We start from the raw sequence: 19,324 nt of genomic DNA, 5'->3' as shown, positions 1-19,324 counted from the left end.
CCGCTTGCGCCAGAGCCTCACGATAGAGCCAGACCGTCTTGGCGTCCGGCACCCGGCCTTCCAGACCCAGCCCGAGGAAACGCATGAAGGACAGACGGTCGCGGACCTGATACTCGATCTGGTCGTCCGACAGGTTGTAGAGCGCGCTCAGCACCAGCGTTTTGAACATCAGCACCGCGTCCATCGGCTTGCGCCCCGCGCGCGACTTGCGCGCTTCATCCGGCTTGCGCCAGAACCGCTCAAGCGTCGGCCGGAAGTCCTCCCAGGGCACGACGGCGTCGATCTCGACCAAAGGGTCCTTCTTGGCGTCCAGGCTCGCGTAACGGTCGGAAAGATCGAAGAAACTCATCTGCGCCATCGCTGCATCCCTGTCACGGTTCACCGTATCATTGATATCGCAACGCCCAGACCGGGGCAATTTTTAGAGGTGCCCTGTAGAAAGTTTCGATGTAGTCTTTGGAGTAGGGTGCGTATTGCCAATTCCAAATACAATCGCTTGATTTTGAATAGAAGAAAATGATGTCCCTCACACTGCCGTAATTCTGTCGGCCCTGTCTTGCATCATTGTGACCAGCGGTTCGTCGCCAAGAAATTTCGTTGCGGAAACCATTGGCCCCGAACACCGCATCCAGCAATATCTTCAAGTAATGGCTCGCCGTCGGGTCGCAGTGCAAATACAGCGACCCGGTGGGCTTGAGCACCCGGTGCAGCTCCAGCAGCCGCACGGCCATCATGGTGAGATAGGCCATCATGTCGTTCTCACCCAGGAACGAGCGCATCGCGCGCAGCATTTCCGCCGCCGCGCCATTGCCCGAGCGCAGCACCTCGCCGAACGCCTCTTCCGCCGCATCGGTCCAGTGCCATGTGTCGTCGAACGCCTCGATCTGCGCGGCGGAGTCGTTGCCGGCGGGGCCGCGGAACAGCACGTTGTAGGACGCGTTGGAGTTGAACGGCGGGTCGAGGTAGATCAGATCGACGCTGTCATCGGCAATGCTTTCGCGCAGCACGGCCAGGTTGTCGCCGTAATAAAGGTGATTGCCCATGGTGCCTGTTCCCGTTGCCCGTGCGTTCGGTAGAGCCTTGTTCCGGCGCAGGGCAAGCTTAGGCGCGCCGGGGGGCGGGTGTCCATGGCGAAGGGGCGCGGGTGGTGAGAGAACCTCGGGTCAAGCCCGAGGATGACGGCTTTCCCCGTCATCGCCCGGCCTGACCGGGCGATCTGTCGTGACGGAGTTCCGCGGGCCGGGGCCGGGGATGGCTCGGTCAGATGATCTTCTGCCCCGTTTTTTCCCAGTCCTTCAAAAACGTCTCCAGCCCCTTGTCGGTCAGCGGGTGCTGGGCCAGCTTGTGAATGACCTCGGGCGGCGCGGTCATCACGTCGGCGCCCAGGCGGGCGCATTCGGTGACGTGGTTCACGCTGCGGATCGACGCGGCCAGGATTTCGGTGTCGAACCCGTAATTGTCATAGATCAGCCGGATATCGGCGATCAGGTCGGTGCCGTCGAGGTCGATATCGTCCAGCCGCCCGATGAACGGGCTGATGAAGGCCGCGCCGGCCTTGGCCGCCAGCAGCGCCTGGTTGGCCGAGAAACACAGCGTCACGTTGATCATGTGGCCTTCGCCCGACAGTGCCTTGCACGCCTTCAGCCCGTCCCATGTCAGCGGCAGCTTGATGGCGATATTGTCGGCGATGGCGGCCAGCTTGCGCCCTTCCTCGATCATCGCGGGGGCCTGCATCGCCACCACTTCGGCGCTGACCGGGCCATCGACCAGCGCGGCGATCTCGCGGGTGACCTCGACGATGTCGCGGCCCGATTTTAGGATCAGCGAGGGGTTGGTCGTCACCCCGTCGAGGATGCCCAACTCGTTGAGCTCGGCGATGGCGTCGATCTCGGCGGTATCGGCAAAGAATTTCATGGCGCGGGCTCCGGGGCGGGTTGGCGTTTGTCGGGCTTGGCTTTACCCCATAGGATACCAGTCTGAAACCCTTTTCACGGATGTGACGTGCCGCAGACCGATTTCTTTGCCCCCGGCGCGGTCGTGTCGGTGCTGACCGCGCAGCCGCTGGACCGGCCGCTCGACTACCGCGCGCCCGAGGGCGGCTGCATGACCGGCGCTTTCGTCGAGGTGCCGCTGGGCCCGCGCAAGGTGATCGGCGTGGTCTGGGGGCCGGGGCAGGGCGGCTTTGCGCCCGCCCGCCTGCGCGAGGTGATCCGCGTGCTGGACGTGGCGCCGATGCGCACAGAGATGCAGGAATTCCTGCAACGCGCCGCCGACTACACCCTGACGCCGCTGCCGGCGATGCTGCGGCTGGCGACGCGCGCGCCGGGGCTGGCCGACCCGCCCGCCATGCGCCGCGTGCTGCGCCCCGGTCCCACCCCGCCCGACCGCTGGACCGACGCGCGCCGCCGGGTAATGGCGGTGCTGGGTGACTATGGCGGGCTGGCTTTCACGCCCACGGAACTGGCCGAAGCGGCGGGCGTCTCGGCCGGCGTCATCAAGGGGCTGGTGAAGCAGGGCGCCATCGTGGAAGAGGCCGCGCCGCGCGACGCGCCGTTTGCGCGCCTTGAGCCCGATCTGCCGGGCAAGACGCTCAGCGCCGATCAGGCCGCCGCCGCCACCCATCTGTGCGCGGGGCTGCGCCAGGGCGGCTATGCCACGACGCTGCTGCGCGGGGTCACCGGGTCGGGCAAGACCGAGGTCTACCTTGAAGCGGTGGCCGAGTGCCTGCGGCAGGGGCGGCAGGCGCTGGTTCTGCTGCCGGAAATCGCGTTGACGGCCGAGTTCATCACCCGTGTCGAGCAGCGTTTCGGCGCCCGCCCGGCCGAGTGGCACTCGGGCGTCACCATGACCGAACGCCGCCGCATCTGGAAGATGGCAGGCCAGGGCGGGGTGCAACTGGTGGTGGGCGCGCGCTCGGCGCTGTTCCTGCCGTTTCGTGATCTCGGGCTGGTCATCGTCGACGAGGAACACGACAACTCCTACAAGCAGGAGGACGGCGTTCTTTACAACGCGCGCGACATGGCGGTGCTGCGCGCCTCGATCTGCGGCGCGCGGGTGGTGCTGGCCTCGGCCACGCCGAGCCTGGAAAGCTGGGCCAACGCCGAGGCGGGCAAGTACGAAAAGCTGGTGCTGTCCGACCGCTACGGCGCCGCGGTGATGCCGCGCATCGGGGTCATCGACATGCGCGGCGAGAAGCTGCCGGCGAACCGCTGGGTCTCGGCCGATCTGCGCGCCGCGGTGACCGAACGGTTGGCCCGCGGCGAACAGGCGATGCTGTTCATCAACCGGCGCGGCTATGCGCCGGTAACGCTGTGCCGGGCCTGCGGGCACCAGATCGGCTGCGACCACTGCGATGCGCGCATGGTCGAGCATCGGTTCCTCAAGCGCCTCGTGTGCCACCAGTGCGGCGAAAGCAAGCCCATCCCGACCGCCTGCCCGTCTTGCGAGGCCGAGGGGCGGCTGGCCCCGGTCGGCCCCGGCGTCGAGCGGCTGTCGGAAGAGGCGGCGGCGCTGTTCCCCGAGGCCCGCATCGCCACCCTGTCGTCGGACATGCACGGCACCGCGCGCGCGCTGAAGGCCGAGATCGAGTCGATCGCCGCCGGCGGCGCCGACATCGTGATCGGTACGCAACTGGTGGCCAAGGGGCACAACTTTCCGCTGCTGACGCTGGTCGGCGTGATCGACGCCGATCTGGGGCTGCAGGGCTCGGATCTGCGCGCGGCCGAACACACCTTTCAACTGATGCGCCAGGTAGCGGGCCGCGCCGGGCGGGTAGAGGCGCAGGGCGTCGCGCTGTTGCAGAGCTACCAGCCCGAGCACCCGGTGATCCGCGCCATCGTGGCCGGTGACGAGGAGGGCTTCTGGCGCGCCGAGGCGGCCGAACGCCGCGCCGCCGGGGTGCCGCCATACGGGCGGATGGCCGGGATCATCCTGTCGGGGCCGGACATGGAGCAGGTGTTCGATCTGGGTAACCGCCTGGCCCGCGACGACGTGGCGCTGCGCCGTGTCGGGGCGCGGGTCTATGGCCCGGCGCCGGCACCGATCGCGCGTATCCGCGGGCGTCACCGGGTCAGGTTGCTGGTCAAGGCCGACAGGGCCGCGCCCCTGCAGGCGGCGCTGGCCGAGTGGACCGGCGCGCTACGCCTGCCCGCGCAGGTGCGGCTGGCGGTGGATATCGACCCGCAGAGCTTTTACTGAGGCGCCATGCCGCGCGCCTCAGGCCGGGGCGGTGGCGGCGCGCTGGTCGACCAGGAAATCGGTGACCATGGCGCCGATCCACATGCAGAACAGCGCCAGCCACGCGGTGCCGGCAAAGACCGAGGTGCCGGTCACCCCGTTGCCGATCGCGCAGCCGCCCGCCAGCATGCCGCCAAAGCCCATCAGCGCGGCCCCGGTCAACGACCGGCGCATGTTGGATTCGTTGTCGAAGCCCTGGAACCGGAACTCGCGGGTCAGGATCGCGGCCAGGAAAGAGCCCAGGAACACCCCCGGGATCAGCCCGATATCGAATTCCAGCACCGCGTTGTAGTCGAGGAAGAACATCAGCGTGTTGGCCGACGGGCCGGTGAAGGTGGCGCTTTCGATCTGGATCGGGTCGAACACGACCTGGCTCAGCGCGAAGGTGCTGACCCAGCCGACGGCGATCGAAAACCCCACGCCCGAGGCGAACACCAGCCGCGCGAACCCGATGCGGTTGCGGCGCGACACCTCCAGCGCGACCATCGCGATGGCTATTCCCATCGCCAGTCCGCCCCATTCGGGCAGGCCGGACCAGGCCAGCAGGTCGAGGTTGCGACCGCCGCTGGTGACCCACTGCGCCGCAAGCCAGTCGCGCAGCGGCGTCAGCCAGCCAGACAGGCTCATCTGCGCGAAAACGGCAAACACCAGCCCCGACACCAGCGAGCGCAGGTTGCCCGTCGCCGCCAGCACCAGCAGCCGCCCCGAGCAGCCGCGCGCCAGTACCATGCCGACGCCGAACACCAGCCCGCCGATGATGGCGCCCGACCAGCTGCCGGTGACGGCGACGATGCGCGCATCCTCGGGGCGCATCCAGCCCAGAAGGCTCGCCCCCTGTACCCAGACCATGGCGGTCGAGAAGGTTAGCAGCCATACCGCGACGCTGCCGTGCATGCGTCCGCGCGCGAATTCGACGGTCGCGGCGCGCAGGCAGAACCGCGAGCGCTGCGCGGCGATGCCGAAGATCATGCCGGTCAGCAGCCCCAAAAGCGCGGCGGTCGGTGCCTCGCCGATACGTTCGACCAGGATCAGGATATCCATTGTGGGGTCCTTCATTGCGTTTCAGGCTCTTTACCACAAACACATTCATGTTTCATTGATTCAGATCAGACGATCACCGGGCCAGGGATATCGCCGCTGGATACCGGGGGGCGTCGCGCCTATATCGTCGGGCTGGGCAACGGGGCAGGCGCATGGGCAGGGCAGGCAAGTTCACCACCGGATCGACCATGCGCCACGTCGTGGTGATGACGCTGACCGGTTCGCTGGGGCTGAGCGTGCTGTTTCTGGTCGATTTCCTGGCGCTGTGGTGGATCAGCCAGCTGGGCGACGAGGCGCTGGTCGCCGCGGTGGGATTCGGTGCCACGTTGCAGTTCTTCCTGATCTCGATCTCGGTTGGCATGATGATTGCCGCGGTGGCGCTGGTCAGCCGCGCCCTGGGCCGCGGCGACAGCCGCGAAGCAGGCCGGATCGCGACCGCCACACTGCTATACGGCGTGGCGGTGCAGATGGTCATCGCGGTGCTCATCGTCCTGTTCGCGCGCCCGTTGCTGGTGGTGTCGGGCGCCGGCGGCGAGGTGCTGGACGAAGCGGTGCGATTCCTGCGCATCGGAGCGCCCTCGTTGCCGCTGCTGGCGCTGGGTATCGGAACATCGGCCGTCCTGCGGGCGGCGGGCGAGGCATGGCGTGCCATGTTCGTCACGATGTCCGCAGGGCTCGTGGCGGTCTTTCTCGACCCGCTTCTGATCGTCTGGATGGGGTGGGGCGTGCCCGGCGCCGCGCTGGCGATCGTCGTTAGCCGTGGCACCATGGCGCTGGTCGGGCTGTACTGGGTGGCAGTGTCGTTGAAGCTGTTGGCGCGGCCCGGCTGGATCGACCTGCGCTATTTCGCGCTGCCCTTCCTGGCCATCGCGGTGCCGGCGGTGATCACACAGCTTTCCACCCCGTTCGGCAACTGGCTGCTGATGCGCGCCATGGCGCCCTTCGGCGAAAGCGCCGTGGCGGGGCTTGGCGTGGTGCTGCGGCTGATGATCCTGTGTTTCGGCGGCATTTTCGCGTTGTCGGGGGCGATCGGCGGCATCATCGGTCAGAACTACGGCGCCGGCCTGCCCGACCGGGTACAGAGCGCCTATCTCGACGCGCTCAAATTCTGTGCCCTCTATACCGGCATCACCTGGGCGCTGCTGATCCTCGGGGCGGATTTCATTGCCGCCAGTTTCGGCCTGGGCCCCGAGGGCACGCAGGTGGTGCGCTGGTTTTGCTATTACGGCGGCGGGGCGTTCGTGTTCACCGGCGCACTGTTCGTATCCAACGCGGCGTTCAACAACCTCGGGCGCCCGGTCTGGGCCAGCATCGCCAACTGGTCGCGCGACGGGCTGCTGATGGGGCCGCTGGCCTTCGGCCTCGGCGCGGCTGTCGGCGCCGCGGGGGTGATCGCCGCGCAGGTGCTGGCCAACGTCGTTGCCGGCGCGGTGGCGGCCTGGGTCGGCTGGCGCCTGGTGCGCCGCATGGCCGGGGCGCGGGCGGCGTCGGCGCTTGACCCCGGGCGCGCCGCGCCATAGGCGCAAGCGCAACAGCAACCGGAGACGCCCCATGCCCACCTTCACCGCCCTGACCACGCTGAACGGAAAACACGCGGCCGAGGCGCTTGGCGACGCGGTCGAGGCGCTTGCCCCTGAACCCAGCGGTGTCGGCGTGTTCGAGATCGAGGACGACTCAGGGCTTTGGGAGGTCGCCTGTTACTTCGACGAGGCGCCCGACGAGGCAGGCCTTGCGCTGCTGGCCACGATCCACGATGCGCGGCCCTTTGCCGTCTCGGAACTGCCCGAGACCGATTGGGTCGCCAAGGTGCGGCGCGAACTGAGCCCGGTCGAGGCGGGGCGGTTTTTCGTCTACGGAAGCCACGATGCCGACCGCGTGCCGGCGGAGTGCGAGCCGCTGCTGATCGAGGCGGCGATGGCCTTCGGTACCGGGCACCATGGCACCACGCTGGGCTGCCTGCGCGCGCTCGACCGGCTGGACCGGGAAGGCATGACCGGGCGCAACGTGGCCGATATCGGCTGTGGCACTGCCGTGCTGGCGATGGCGGCGGCGCGGATCTGGCCCAACCCGGTACTGGCCGCCGATATCGACCCGGTCGCCGTTGAGGTGGCGCAGGCCAATGTCGCCGCCAACGGGCTTGAGGGCCGGGTGATATGTATCGAGGCGGCCGGGTTCGACGCACCGCAACTGCGCGCCGCAGCGCCGTTCGATCTGGTGTTTGCCAACATTCTCAAGGGGCCGCTGATCGAGTTGGCGCCGGACATGGCCGCGAATCTGGTCGAAGGCGGATACGCGATCCTGTCGGGGATCCTGACCGGGCAGGCCGACGAGGTGGCAGCGGTTTATGCACGCTGCGGGATCAATCTTGCGCATCGAGCGGACATTGGTGAATGGTCGACGCTGACCATGGTCAGATCGGGTTGAGATCGGTCTCAATTGCAGCAAAATCAAGGCAATTGCCCTAATGTTGCCACATTTCGCCTGCAATACGGCCACGGTTATTGGTGGGGGCCATTGAACGGAGACAGGTATGGACACCTCATCGCCGGCGCGGACCTTGCGCGAAGAGCGCAGTGCCGGACGCCAGAAGCCGGCGCTGGACCGTGAGACCATCATTCGCGAAGACGGCAGTATCCTGGTCCGCCGCCGTCACCGGCGGCGCACGCGCATGCCGCTGCAGGCCATCGGCATCGCGATCATGGCGCTGTTCCTGACCAAGGGGGCGGTTCTGGCCCATCTTGGCCCCGAAGGTCACCGGACGCGGATGATCACGATGGCCTCGGACAACTTTTTTCATCAGGCGCAGGCGTGGGTGATGCAGGAAGACCCGGTCTCGCGCCTCGTGGCGGCGCAATTGCGCCCCTTCCTGCGCCCCTGAGCGGGGCCGCGCCCACGTCGCATGAACCCAGGCACGAACACGGGCCGCACCCCGAGGGAGGCGCGGCCCGTTTCCGGCCGGTGATCCGGCGATGCGGCTTCAGCGGGTGCCGGCGACGATGTCGATGTCGCCACGGCACAGGCCGATATCCGCAAGTTCGCGGTCCGACAGCTTCGACAGCGCGTTGCGCGTCTGAACTGCTTCGTGCCAATGAACCACTGCGCCCTTGAGGCCGGCGACGCCCTGACCGATACGGGCGGTCAAGGCAAAGTGGTGTGCGCGGGGGTCGTCAAATGCAGCCATGTCCAGTCTCCGATATGCCAAGGGCCGTCTCGACCATGAGGCGTCCTCTGAACCGGCAACTAGTCAGCGCGCGGCGTGCGCGCAAGGCGCTATTTTCGCATAGGTCCCATGCCGTTTCTGCATGCCTGTGGTTGCGAAAAAATCTTGGCACGGCAGCAGCTTAGATTATCCGAATGGTGTCGCTGGCAGGACAGGTTTTGCCGCAATCGAACCGGGTTTGTCGCGCCCGAAACAGCGATGTCGCTTTCGCGCATGCCCGGATTGGGATTGGTTTTTGTTCGCCTTTCGTGCTACTGGGATGAAAAAGCAACAGGGGCAGGGAAACATCATGCGGATTTTGGGGATCGATCCGGGATTGCGCAACCTCGGCTGGGGCGTGATCGAGGCCGAGCGCGGGCGACTCACCCATGTCGCCAACGGTATCTGCCATTCCGAGGGCGGCGACCTGGCGATGCGCCTGATGTCGCTGCACGCGCAACTGACCGAAATCGTCGCACGCCATGCGCCCGCGGCGGCGGCGGTCGAGCAGACATTCGTCAACAAGGACGGTGCCGGCACGCTCAAGCTGGGGCAGGCGCGGGCCATCGCGCTGCTGGTTCCGGCGCAGGCGGGGCTGCCGATCGGCGAATATTACCCCAACACGGTCAAGAAAACCGTCGTCGGCGTCGGCCACGCGGCCAAGGCACAGGTGGATCACATGGTGCGGATGCAATTGCCGGGGGTCGAGATCGCCGGCCCCGACGCCGCCGATGCGCTGGCCATCGCGATCTGCCACGCCCATCATGGCGGCGCGGCCGGCGGGCTGGCCGCGGCGGTACAAAGGGCGCGCGCATGATCGGCAAACTGGCAGGCCGGGTCGATTACAAGGGCGAGGATCACGTCCTCATCGACGTGCGCGACGTCGGCTACCTGGTCTATTGCTCCGAGCGCACGCTGTCGGCGCTGCCCGCCCCCGGTGGTGCCGTGGCGCTATATACCGAGCTTCTGGTGCGTGAGGATCTGTTGCAACTGTTCGGCTTTCCCACCTTGCTGGAAAAGGAATGGCACCGCCTGCTGATGAGCGTGCAGGGCGTCGGCGCCAAGGCGTCGATGGCGATCCTGGGGGCGCTGGGGCCCGAGGGCGTGGGCCGCGCCATCACGCTGGGCGACTGGGCGTCGATCAAGGCGGCGAAGGGCGTCGGGCCCAAGACGGCGCAGCGCATCGTCAACGAACTCAAGGACAAGGCGCCGGGCGTCATGGCGCTGGGCGGCAGCACGCAGATGGCCATGGGCAACGCCCCGGCCGGGGGCACGGTGATCGACGACAGCCCGGAGGGCGCCCTCGCACCGGCGCCGCCCGCACCGGCCAACGCGCCTGCCAATACCTCGGCCGCCGCCCAGTCCGAGGCGCTGTCGGCGCTGGCCAACCTGGGCTACGGCCCCGGCGAGGCCGCGGGTGCCGTGGCGCAGGCCGCCGGCGACGACGCGCACGCCGACACGCCCGCGCTGATCCGCGCGGCGCTGAAACTGCTGGCGCCGAAGGGATAAACCATGACAGACCGCGACCCGGCCCTGACCCCCGAGCGCCAGCCCGACGACAACGACCGCGCCCTGCGGCCCGAGCTGCTGGGCGATTTCATCGGCCAGGCCGAGGCGCGCGCCAACCTCAAGGTGTTCATCCAGTCCGCCCGCAGCCGCGGCGAGGCGATGGATCACACCCTGTTCCACGGCCCCCCCGGCCTGGGCAAGACGACGCTGGCGCAGATCATCGCGCGCGAACTGGGGGTGGGGTTTCGCATGACCTCCGGCCCGGTGCTGGCCAAGGCCGGTGACCTGGCCGCGATCCTGACCAACCTGGAACGCAACGACGTGCTGTTCATCGACGAGATCCACCGCCTCAACCCGGCGGTGGAGGAGGTGCTCTACCCCGCGCTTGAGGATTTCGAGCTGGACCTGGTGATCGGCGAAGGCCCCGCCGCGCGCACCGTGCGGATCGAATTGCAGCCCTTCACGCTGGTCGGCGCGACCACCCGCATGGGGCTGCTGACGACGCCGCTGCGCGACCGGTTCGGCATTCCCACGCGGCTGAATTTCTACACCACCGACGAGCTGCACGAGATCGTGACGCGCAACGCCCGGATGCTGGGCGCCCCGGCTGACGAGGGCGGCGCGCGCGAAATCGCCCGGCGCTCGCGCGGCACCCCGCGCATCGCCGGGCGGCTGCTGCGCCGGGTGGTGGATTTCGCCGTGGTCGAGGGCGACGGCACCGTCACCCGCGCCATCGCCGACCACGCGCTGACGCGGCTGGGGGTCGATGGGCTGGGCCTCGACGGGGCCGACCGGCGCTACCTGTCAGTGATCGCCGAGAACTACCAGGGCGGTCCTGTGGGGATCGAGACGATGAGCGCCGCACTGTCGGAATCGCGCGACAGCCTTGAGGAAGTGATCGAGCCGTTCCTGCTGCAACAGGGCCTGATCCAGCGCACGCCGCGGGGGCGGATGCTGGCGGCCAAGGCCTGGGCGCACCTCGGCCTGCCCGCACCGGCACCGGCACCGAAGGGGAGTGGCGACCTGTTCGAGGGCGGCAAATGAAGCTGGCGGAGTTCGGCAAGCTGACCGAGGCCGAACAGGCCGTGGTCGATGGGCTGGGCACCGGGCATGTGACGGTGCTGGGCGACGGTGAATTGCCGGCGCCGGAGGCGGGCGACGACCGCCAGGTGCACGCCAGCCTGATCCGCTGGCTCGCCCTCGGCGCGCCGGGCGACGGCGCCGTGCGCCTGCACGAGAAGGGCCTGCGCATCGCGGGCGCGCTGGTGGTCAGCGACGGGCAGGCCGATCCATTGCTGGAGAAGGAGTCCACGCCGGGCCTCGACCTCGAAGGGGGCCGGCTCGACCGTGGCCTTGTGCTGGCGCACTGTCGGTTTAAAGACACGCCCGTGCTGCGCGGCGTCAGGGTCGACACGCTGAACCTTCACGGGTCGCACCTCCCCGGCCTGCGCGCCGACCGGCTGGAGGCGCGCGGCGACGTGTTCCTGCGCGGGGTGCAGGCCGCGGGCGAAATTCGGCTGCTCGGCGCGCGGATCGACGGCGATCTTTCCTGCACGGACGGGCGGTTCGAGAACGCGGACGGAAAGGCACTCAGTGCCGACCGGCTGGAGGCGCGCGGCGACGTGTTCCTGCGCGGGGTGCAGGCCACGGGCGAGGTGCGGCTGCCCGGCGCGCGGATCGGTGGTGATCTGGACTGCCAAGGCGGGCGGTTCGAGACCAAGGGCGGCAGGGCGCTCAACGCCGATGGCGCGCGGGTCACGGGGGTGCTTTTCTGGCGGAATGGCTGCCAGGCCGAGGGCTCGCTCGACCTGACAGCGGCGGAGATCGGGCATATCAACGACGATCCCGCCTGCTGGCCGGGGCCGGGCGATCTGGTGCTCGACCGCTGCCGCTACGGCGCCTTCACCGGCCACGGCATCAACGCCGGTGACCGTATCCGCTGGCTGGACCTTCAGGCCCCGGCACGATTCGGCAAGGACTTCTGGCCGCAGCCGTGGGAGCACTGCGCGCATGTCCTGCGCGAGATGGGCCATGCCGAGGACGCCCGTGCAGTGCTTATCGCCAAGGAAGAACGGCAGCGCCGGGGGCCGCGCGCGCAAGCTGCCGGTAATCTGTCGAAAATCCGGAGGCGCATCGCCAAAGTCGAACGCGACGCTGACCCGAACGATATCGAAGCGCGCCTCGCGGCGCGGTCCGGCCTTGTCGGGGCATGGTTGGAGCTTGCCTTTCTGCGCCTGCGTGACTGGCTGCTTGCCGCGCTCATCGCCTATGGCCACCGGCCCCTTCAGGCGCTGGGGTGGCTGGCGGGGATGTGGCTGCTTGGCGCGGTGCTGTTCGGCGTGGCGTATGGCGACGGCGGCTTCAAGCCCAACAACGCCTTCATCCTGCGCAGCGCGGAATGGGCGCAATGCGCGGACGGGGGCGACAGGTGGGCGGGGCATTCCTCGACCCTCGATTGTTACCTCGACCAGCCCGAGGCAGCGGGCTACCCGGCGTTCAACGCGCCGCTCTATTCGCTGGATACGCTGGTGCCGGTGGTCGACCTGGAGGTGCAGGATTACTGGGTGCCCGACGGGGCCGTGGCGGCGTGGGCGCGCGCCTACCTGTGGGTGCATATCGCCATGGGCTGGTTCCTGGCCCTGCTGGCGGTCGCCGGGTTCTCGGGGCTGATCGACACTCGCGCGACGAAGGACTGAGCGCGCCCGCCTCGCCGCCGGGGGCGTCTGCTCGCGGGGGAAAATCGCCCGTGCCGGGCGATGCGCTGCGCGCGCGGATATTTTTGGCCAGAAGAAGCCGGGGGCTTGCACCGTTCGGGCGGTGTGCGTATCGCAGGCGCCATGTCCGAGACGATGACGCCTGACGAGATCGACGCGATGTTCACCGGCCCCGACGGGGCGTTCGGCTTTGCCCGCTGGGGGCGGCCGATCGTGCCGGTGGTGTTCGGGGTCGAGGACGACACCCTGCGCGTGGTCAAGGGCGCGATCGAGGCGATGGTGGCCATGGCCGGCCACAAGATGGCCGAGACCGACCCGGAACTGGGCGCCAACCTGATGATCTTTTTCCTGCGCGACTGGGACGAGCTGGGGCAGGTGCCGGGCCTCGACCGCTTGCTGCCCGATCTGGACGGGCTGCTTGAGCGGTTGCGCGGCGCCGATGCCAACCAGTACCGCGCCTTTCGGTTCGACGACGCCGGCGCGATACAGGCGGCGTTCGTGTTTCTGCGGATGGATGCGCACCTGGGCGCAGTGCCGGCGCAGGACCTGGCGCTGGGGCAGGCGGCGCAGGTGATGCTGTCATGGGCCGACGGGGCATTTGCGGCGCGCGCGCCGCTGGCGCGGGCGGGCGGGCACACGGTGCTCAACCCCGACCTGGCGGCGCTGATCCGCGCGGCCTATGACCCGGCGCTGCCGGTGGCGACGCGCGAGCGGGCGCATGCCCTGCGGCTTTATGCACGCATGCAGGCGGGCGCGGGCTGAGGCGCCTTGGGTCCGCTCAGGGCTGTTGCTGGGCCAGAACCTCGGCGGCCAGCCGGCGGGTGACGGGGCGGCCCTGCGCCAGCGCCGCGTCGTCGAGCGCCGCCACCAGCCGGCGCGCGGCGTCGAAAGAGCGCGCCATGCGCGGCACCAGGTAGGGGATCGTCTCGGGCGTCGGGTTGAGCTGCCGGTCGGCGAACAGCTTGCCCAGCACCGCCGCCAGCAGCCGGTCATCGGGCGGCGCCAGCGTGGCCGCCTGCGCCTGCTGCATGCGGCTGTCCAGGTCGGGCAGGACCAGCCCCCAGCGGTGCGCCGGGCGATCGGCACTCAGCAGCAGCGAATGCCCTTCGGCCAGAACCAGGTTGTGCAGGTGAAAAAGCGCATCCTCGGCCGCGGCATCGCCGGCGATGGCCGGCACGTCCTCGACCGCGACGGGGGCGGCGGCGAGCGCCGGGATATCGGCGCCGGCCAGGTCGGTGGCGGACACGATTTGCGCGCCGCTGGCCGCCGCCCAGACATGCGCTAGGTGCGTCTTGCCCGCCCCGGCCGGCCCGATCAGCGCCAGCTTGCGCCCCGGCCAGTTATGCCAGCCCTCGATCAGCGCCACCGCCATGGCGTTGGCGGGCGAGACGAAGAAATCCTCGCGCCCCAGTGCCGGGCGCACCGGCAGCTCAAAGCTCAGCTGTCTGGCCATCGCTCAGGCTTCGTCCCGGTCATCGTCGGAATCCGACAGGCCGCGGTAGAGGCGGCTGCTCTTGTATTCGGCGATGACGAAGCGCACCACCACTCCGAGCGCCGCTGCCACTGGCACCGCGACCAGCATGCCCACGAAGCCGAACAGCGTGCCGAACACCGACAATGCGAAGATCAGCCAGACCGGATGCAATCCCACCGAAGAGCCGACCAGCTTGGGCGTGAGGAAATTGCCTTCGGCCACTTGCCCGGCCACGAAGATGCCCGCGATCAGGCCGATTGTCACCCAGTCGCCCCAGAACTGGAACAGGCCCAGCCCGATGGCCAGCGCCCCGCCGACCAGCGCGCCGACGTAAGGGATGAAGGTGACCAGCCCCGCCACCGCGCCGATCACCAGCCCGAATTGCAGCCCCACCAGCATCAGCGACACGGCATAGAACGTCCCCAGGATCAGGCTGACGGTGCCCATGCCGCGGATGAAGCTGGCCAGCGTCGCGTCGATCTCGCCGGCAAGCCGGCGGATCACCGGCGCATGATCGCGCGGCAGCATCTCGTCTATGCGGGCGACCATGTGATCCCAGTCGTAAAGCAGGTAGAATGCGACCACCGGCACGATCACCAGCAGCAGCAGGATGTTGATCACCGACGCGGCCGAGCTGACGACGGAATTCAGCACCTTGCCGCCCTGGTCGCGGATCGTCTCGCCCAGCGAGACGAGCGACTGATGCAGCGTCGAATCGGTATCGAACAGCGACGGGAAATGCGAGGTCATGAACCCCTGCAGATCCTTGAACAGTTGCGGCGCGATATTGATCAGCGAGGCGGTTTGCGCCACCAGCGTCGGCACGATCAGCAGCGCCGCGATGATGAATAGGAGTAGCGCCAGAGTGGTGATGATCGCCGTGGCGGCCCCGCGCGAGGCGCCTAAGCCTTCAAGCCGGTCGGCGACAGGGTCCAGGAAATATGCGATTGCCGCGCCCAGGACGAAGGGCAGGATCACGTCGCCGAGGTACCACAGGACGACCATGAACACCGCCGCGGCGACGCCCCAGTATTTCGCCTGATCCCGGACCGGAAGTGCCATGTGCGCCCCTCGATTGCCGTGTCTACATCGCGCGTTGCGCGCCCTGTTTCAAGTGCGCGGCGCAGGTGCGGGTCAGATGAAGTGGAAATGATGGCGCCGCGTGGTCACCCCGGCCGCGTCAAGCGCCGCTTCCAGCGCCCGGTGCGGCGGCAGGCAGGGATGCGGCAGGCGGATGCGCCGGCCGTCGCGCAGCACCAGCGTGACCCGCACCGACAAATCCAGCCGGGTGTCGAAGCGCACATGGTCGAGCGCGTCCAGCGACACACGGTCGCCGCGCGGCCCGTTCTGCCAGTGCAGCATGCCGTCCTCGAGCCGCAGCGCGGCGCGGCGGTCTGTGAGCACCTCCCACAGCGCCGGCAGGGTGAACAGCGCCAGCGCGGCCACGATCCACCACGCCGCGTTCAGCCCCCACCACAGCGCCGCCAGCGCCGCCCAGACCGCCAGCAACACCAGCACGGTGCGCGGCCGGCGGGCGCGGGCGGCGTGGTCAAGCCGCATCGCCGGCGCCCGCAAGGATGCGGGTGACCATTTCGGTGGTGTCGCGGCTCAGCCCCGGCGCGGCGGCGATGCGGGTCAGCGCCGTCTTGATTTGCGCCTGCCGCCGTGCGTCGTAGCGCGGCCAGGTCTGGAAGGCGGCAACCATGCGCGCCGCGGTTTGCGGGTTGATCGGGTCGAGCCGGATCAGCCAGTCGGCCAGCAGATCATAGCCCGCGCCGCTGGCGGCGTGGAAGCCACCCGCGTTGCCCGCCAGCGCCCCGAACACGGCGCGAAAACGGTTGGGGTTGCGGATGTTGAAATCGTCGCGCGCGGTCAATTCCGCTGCCCGCGCCGGCGCCGCGTCGAGCCTGGCATGGGCGACTTGCAGCGCGAACCAGCGGTCCATGACCAGCCGTTCGTTGCGCCATTGCGCCTCGAAGGCGGCGTTTTCCCCGGCTCCCAAGCCCTGCGCCATCAGCGCCGACAGCGCGCCCAACTGCTGGGTCATGTTGTCGGCGCCGTCGAACTGCGCCCGCGCCGCCGCGCCGCCGTCGAGGCGCGTCAGCAGCGCCAGCGCCGCATTGCCCAGGTCGCGCCGCCCGGCATCGGCGGCGTCGGGGCGATAGGGGCCCGGCACCTGCATCGCCGCGTGCAGATCGCCCAGCCTGTCGCCCAGGTGATCGGCCAGAGCGGCGCCGAAACGGTCGGCGGCGTGAAAGATCGCTTGCGGGTCGGGCGTGTGGCCGGCCTCGTAAAGGGCGCGGGCGATGTCGTCCTGCCCCGGCCGCGCCAGCAGCAGCGCGCGGAAGGCGGGGTCGAGCGTGTCGTCGTCCAGTACCGCGGCCAGCGCGTCAAGGTATCCCGTGTCCGGCCCGCCGCCTTCACGCGCCATGCGCATGAGGCCCGCGCGCGCCAGGTCGCGACCCGCTTCCCAGCGGTTGAACGGGTCGGTGTCATGGGTCAGCAGGAAGGCGCGCTCGTCCGCGTCGGTGTCGCGTTGCACGATCACCGGCGCCGAGAAGCCGCGCAGGATCGAGGGCACCGGCCGCGCCCCCAGCCCCTCGAAGGTAAAGCTCTGGCGCGCTTGCGTCATTTCCAGCACGCGGGTCGGTTGCACCTCGTCGCCGTTGGGGCCCAGAAGCCCAACGGCGATCGGGATCACTTGTGGCGCCTTCTCGGGCTGGCCCGGCGTGGGCGGGGTGTGTTGTTCGAAGGTCAGGGTGTAGATGCCGTCGGCGAAATGCTCCTCTACCGACAAGTGCGGCGTGCCCGCCTGCGAATACCAGCGCCGGAATTGCGACAGGTCGCGCCCGGTGGCATCCTCGAACACCTTCAGCCAGTCCTCTATGGTGCAGGCCTGCCCGTCATGGCGGTCGAAATAGAGGTCGAGCGCCCCGGAATATGCCGCGTCGCCGACCAGCGTCTTGAGCATGCCGATCACCTCGGCGCCTTTTTCATAGACGGTGGCGGTGTAGAAATTGTTGATCTCGACATAGCTTTCGGGCCGCACCGGGTGCGCCAGCGGGCCGGCATCCTCGGCGAACTGGCGCGCGCGCAGGTCGATCACGTCGCCGATCCGCTTGACCGGGGCCGAGCGATGATCGGCGGTGAACTGCGCGTCGCGGAACACCGTCAACCCCTCCTTGAGGCAGAGCTGAAACCAGTCGCGGCAGGTGATGCGGTTGCCGGTCCAGTTGTGGAAATACTCGTGCGCGATGATCGCCTCGATACGTTCGAACCGGGCATCGGTGGCGGTTTCCTGGCTGGCCAGCACGGCGGAGGCGTTGAAGATATTGAGCCCCTTGTTCTCCATCGCGCCCATGTTGAAATCGTCCACGGCGACGATGTTGAACAGGTCGAGGTCGTATTCGCGGCCGTATTTTTCCTCGTCCCACGCCATCGCCTTTTTCAGGCTTTCCATGGCGAAGGCGCACTTGTCGGCATCATCGGGGCGCACCCAGACATTGAGCGCCACCTCGCGCCCCGAACGGGTGGTGAAGCTGTCGGAATGCGCGACCAGGTCGCCGGCCACCAACGCGAACAGGTAGGCCGGTTTCGGCCACGGGTCGTGCCATTCCGCCCAGCCGGGGCCGCTGTCCAGCGGGTTGCCGTTCGACAGCAGCACCGGGGCCGCGTCCGCGTCGCCCTCGATGCGCACGGTGAACGGCGCCATCACGTCGGGGCGGTCGGGGTAGTAGGTGATGCGGCGAAAGCCTTGGGCCTCGCACTGGGTGCAATACATGCCGCCCGACAGGTAAAGCCCATCCAGCGCGGTGTTGGCGGCGGGGTTGATCTCGACCTCCGCCTCCCATGTGAAGGGCGCGTCGGGCACCGGGCAGCTCAGGCCCGTTTCGGTGACCTCGGGCGTCACCTCGTGCCCGTCGATGCGCGCCCATTGCAGCGTTGGTCCCTCGCCGTGCAGGAAAAATTCCCGCGAGTCAGAGGCCGGGTTGGGCCGGAAATCGATCTTGCTGATCACGCGGGTCTTTTCCGGATCGAGCCGAAAGGTCAGCCGGACGCTGTCGACCAGCCAGGCCGGCACGCTGTAATCGGACAAATGGGTGGGGCGGGGCGAATCGTCTTTCATCGCTCGTATCTCCTTGGTCGAGGCGCGCGTGCTGCGCGCCGGGCGGAGCCTAGGGCGATGTGGCCCGGCCTGCAACGCGGGCCGGGCGGAAAACGACGACGGCGGCGCTTGCGGGGCAATACGCGGGCATGGGGGCCGTCGGGCGGCGCCCGCGCCGGGGTTGAGCCGTGCGATTGCCATCGCGGGTGCAATGCATATATCGTGACTCTCGAAAGCGAAGTTATCCCGAGGTAGAACATGGCCCGACCCGTCGTCGGCATCATCGGCAATCATTTCCTGATCAACGACAGCTACCCCACCCATGGCGGCGGCACGATGAATTCCGAGGCGGTTGCTTGCGTGGCGAACTGCGTGCCGCTGGTGATTCCGGCCGACCCGCGCTTCGTCTCGGTCGAGGAACTCATGGAGGTCTGCGACGGTTTCGTGCTGACCGGGGGGCGGCCCAACGTCCACCCCGAGGAATACGGCGAGGCCCCGACCGAGGCGCACGGCGCGTTCGACCGGGCGCGCGATGCCATTACCCTGCCGCTGGTGCGCGCCTGCGTGGACCGCGGCCAGCCCTTTTTCGGCATCTGCCGCGGCTTTCAGGAGGTCAACGTCGCCATGGGCGGCACCCTGCATCCCGAGATCCGCGATCTGCCGGGGCGGATGAACCATCGCATGCCACCCGATGGCACGCTGGAACAAAAGTTTGCCCTGCGCCACTGTGTGCGCTTCGTCGAAGGGGGCGTGTTCCACCGCTTGCTGGGCGCGCCCGAGGTAATGACCAACACGCTGCATGGGCAGGGGATTTGCAAGCCGGGCTCGCGGATCGTGGTGGAGGGATACGCCGATGATGGCACCCCCGAGGCGATCCATGTCCAGGGCGCGCGGGGGTTCACGCTGGCGGTGCAGTGGCATCCGGAATGGGATGCGGCGAACGATCCTGTCTCGCGCCCGCTGTTCACCGCGTTCGGCGAAGCGGTGCGCAACTGGGCGCTGCACCGCCGCGCCACCGACCTGCGGGAAATCGCCTGAGGGGCGCG

General features: G+C 68.6%; 19 protein-coding genes. 10 read left to right on the top strand and 9 right to left on the bottom strand.

Annotation, left to right across the window (positions count from 1 at the left end; genetic code table 11):
- The 3 genes from Q0L89_RS01515 to fsa all read right to left on the bottom strand — a co-directional run.
- A partial coding sequence (locus tag Q0L89_RS01515) for a transposase (RefSeq protein ID WP_296761967.1) occupies positions 1 to 358 on the bottom strand: 358 nt, incomplete at its 3' end.
- A gap of 28 nt (positions 359 to 386) precedes the next feature.
- Entirely contained in the window at positions 387 to 1,043 is a 657-nt protein-coding gene (locus Q0L89_RS01510; RefSeq protein WP_296761963.1) for a DNA methyltransferase, read from the bottom strand.
- A 217-nt stretch (positions 1,044 to 1,260) separates the two neighbouring features.
- Positions 1,261 to 1,914, bottom strand: coding sequence for a fructose-6-phosphate aldolase (gene fsa / locus Q0L89_RS01505; RefSeq protein WP_296761961.1), 654 nt, complete (start codon positions 1,912 to 1,914; stop codon positions 1,261 to 1,263).
- Between the two features lie 87 nt (positions 1,915 to 2,001).
- Between fsa and Q0L89_RS01500 the strand changes: the two genes are divergently transcribed.
- Entirely contained in the window at positions 2,002 to 4,197 is a 2,196-nt protein-coding gene (locus tag Q0L89_RS01500; protein WP_296761959.1) for a primosomal protein N', read from the top strand.
- Positions 4,198 to 4,215: 18 nt separating this feature from the next.
- Here Q0L89_RS01500 and Q0L89_RS01495 read toward each other — a convergent pair whose 3' ends face one another.
- A complete protein-coding gene (locus Q0L89_RS01495; protein WP_296761965.1) occupies positions 4,216 to 5,277 on the bottom strand; it encodes a YeeE/YedE family protein in 1,062 nt (353 codons plus the stop codon).
- A 152-nt stretch (positions 5,278 to 5,429) separates the two neighbouring features.
- Here Q0L89_RS01495 and Q0L89_RS01490 point away from each other — a divergent pair, with 152 nt between their 5' ends.
- The 3 genes from Q0L89_RS01490 (at position 5,430) to Q0L89_RS01480 (ending at position 8,155) form a co-directional block, all read left to right on the top strand.
- On the top strand, positions 5,430 to 6,797 hold the full coding sequence (locus tag Q0L89_RS01490; RefSeq protein ID WP_296761957.1) for an MATE family efflux transporter: 1,368 nt from the start codon (positions 5,430 to 5,432) through the stop codon (positions 6,795 to 6,797).
- A gap of 31 nt (positions 6,798 to 6,828) precedes the next feature.
- On the top strand, positions 6,829 to 7,701 hold the full coding sequence (locus Q0L89_RS01485; protein ID WP_296761956.1) for a 50S ribosomal protein L11 methyltransferase: 873 nt from the start codon (positions 6,829 to 6,831) through the stop codon (positions 7,699 to 7,701).
- 106 nt (positions 7,702 to 7,807) lie between these two features.
- A complete protein-coding gene (locus tag Q0L89_RS01480; protein WP_296761954.1) occupies positions 7,808 to 8,155 on the top strand; it encodes a hypothetical protein in 348 nt (115 codons plus the stop codon).
- Between the two features lie 99 nt (positions 8,156 to 8,254).
- Here Q0L89_RS01480 and Q0L89_RS01475 read toward each other — a convergent pair whose 3' ends face one another.
- Positions 8,255 to 8,458: a DUF1127 domain-containing protein gene (locus Q0L89_RS01475; protein ID WP_296761952.1), complete on the bottom strand. Its 204-nt coding sequence runs from the start codon at positions 8,456 to 8,458 to the stop codon at positions 8,255 to 8,257.
- A 328-nt stretch (positions 8,459 to 8,786) separates the two neighbouring features.
- On the opposite strand from Q0L89_RS01475, the gene ruvC reads away from it, so the two are divergent.
- From ruvC to Q0L89_RS01450, 5 genes are all read left to right on the top strand, one after another.
- Positions 8,787 to 9,293 (top strand): crossover junction endodeoxyribonuclease RuvC, encoded by a 507-nt coding sequence (ruvC, locus tag Q0L89_RS01470; protein WP_296761951.1) that lies wholly within the window; start codon positions 8,787 to 8,789, stop codon positions 9,291 to 9,293.
- Positions 9,290 to 9,985 (top strand): Holliday junction branch migration protein RuvA, encoded by a 696-nt coding sequence (gene ruvA / locus Q0L89_RS01465; RefSeq protein WP_296761950.1) that lies wholly within the window; start codon positions 9,290 to 9,292, stop codon positions 9,983 to 9,985. The genes ruvC and ruvA overlap by 4 nt, the downstream gene beginning before the upstream one ends.
- A gap of 3 nt (positions 9,986 to 9,988) precedes the next feature.
- Entirely contained in the window at positions 9,989 to 11,029 is a 1,041-nt protein-coding gene (ruvB, locus tag Q0L89_RS01460) for a Holliday junction branch migration DNA helicase RuvB (RefSeq protein WP_296761949.1), read from the top strand.
- The gene (locus tag Q0L89_RS01455; protein ID WP_296761947.1) at positions 11,026 to 12,681 is read left to right on the top strand and encodes a hypothetical protein; all 1,656 of its coding nucleotides are present in this window, start codon (positions 11,026 to 11,028) and stop codon (positions 12,679 to 12,681) included. Before ruvB ends, Q0L89_RS01455 begins: the two co-directional genes overlap by 4 nt.
- 141 nt (positions 12,682 to 12,822) lie before the next feature.
- Entirely contained in the window at positions 12,823 to 13,461 is a 639-nt protein-coding gene (locus Q0L89_RS01450) for a hypothetical protein (protein WP_296761945.1), read from the top strand.
- 16 nt (positions 13,462 to 13,477) lie between these two features.
- Here Q0L89_RS01450 and Q0L89_RS01445 read toward each other — a convergent pair whose 3' ends face one another.
- The 4 genes from Q0L89_RS01445 to pepN all read right to left on the bottom strand — a co-directional run bounded on the left by Q0L89_RS01445 (position 13,478) and on the right by pepN (position 18,299).
- Positions 13,478 to 14,152, bottom strand: coding sequence for a DnaA/Hda family protein (locus Q0L89_RS01445; RefSeq protein ID WP_296761944.1), 675 nt, complete (start codon positions 14,150 to 14,152; stop codon positions 13,478 to 13,480).
- A 3-nt stretch (positions 14,153 to 14,155) separates the two neighbouring features.
- Positions 14,156 to 15,235, bottom strand: a complete 1,080-nt coding sequence (locus Q0L89_RS01440) for an AI-2E family transporter (protein ID WP_296761942.1) — start codon at positions 15,233 to 15,235, stop codon at positions 14,156 to 14,158.
- A gap of 72 nt (positions 15,236 to 15,307) precedes the next feature.
- On the bottom strand, positions 15,308 to 15,733 hold the full coding sequence (locus Q0L89_RS01435; RefSeq protein WP_296761940.1) for a hypothetical protein: 426 nt from the start codon (positions 15,731 to 15,733) through the stop codon (positions 15,308 to 15,310).
- Positions 15,723 to 18,299 carry an aminopeptidase N gene (gene pepN, locus Q0L89_RS01430; protein WP_296761939.1) on the bottom strand — a complete coding sequence of 859 codons (2,577 nt, stop codon included), beginning with the start codon at positions 18,297 to 18,299 and terminating at the stop codon, positions 15,723 to 15,725. Before pepN ends, Q0L89_RS01435 begins: the two co-directional genes overlap by 11 nt.
- Before the next feature lie 237 nt (positions 18,300 to 18,536).
- Between pepN and Q0L89_RS01425 the strand changes: the two genes are divergently transcribed.
- Positions 18,537 to 19,316, top strand: a complete 780-nt coding sequence (locus tag Q0L89_RS01425; protein WP_296761938.1) for a gamma-glutamyl-gamma-aminobutyrate hydrolase family protein — start codon at positions 18,537 to 18,539, stop codon at positions 19,314 to 19,316.
- The last annotated feature ends 8 nt before the right edge of the window (positions 19,317 to 19,324 follow it).

Origin of the sequence: Sediminimonas sp., assembly GCF_024637375.1 — a bacterium.
Classification (GTDB): domain Bacteria; phylum Pseudomonadota; class Alphaproteobacteria; order Rhodobacterales; family Rhodobacteraceae; genus Sediminimonas.
This window is presented reverse-complemented; position numbering and strand designations above follow the sequence as displayed.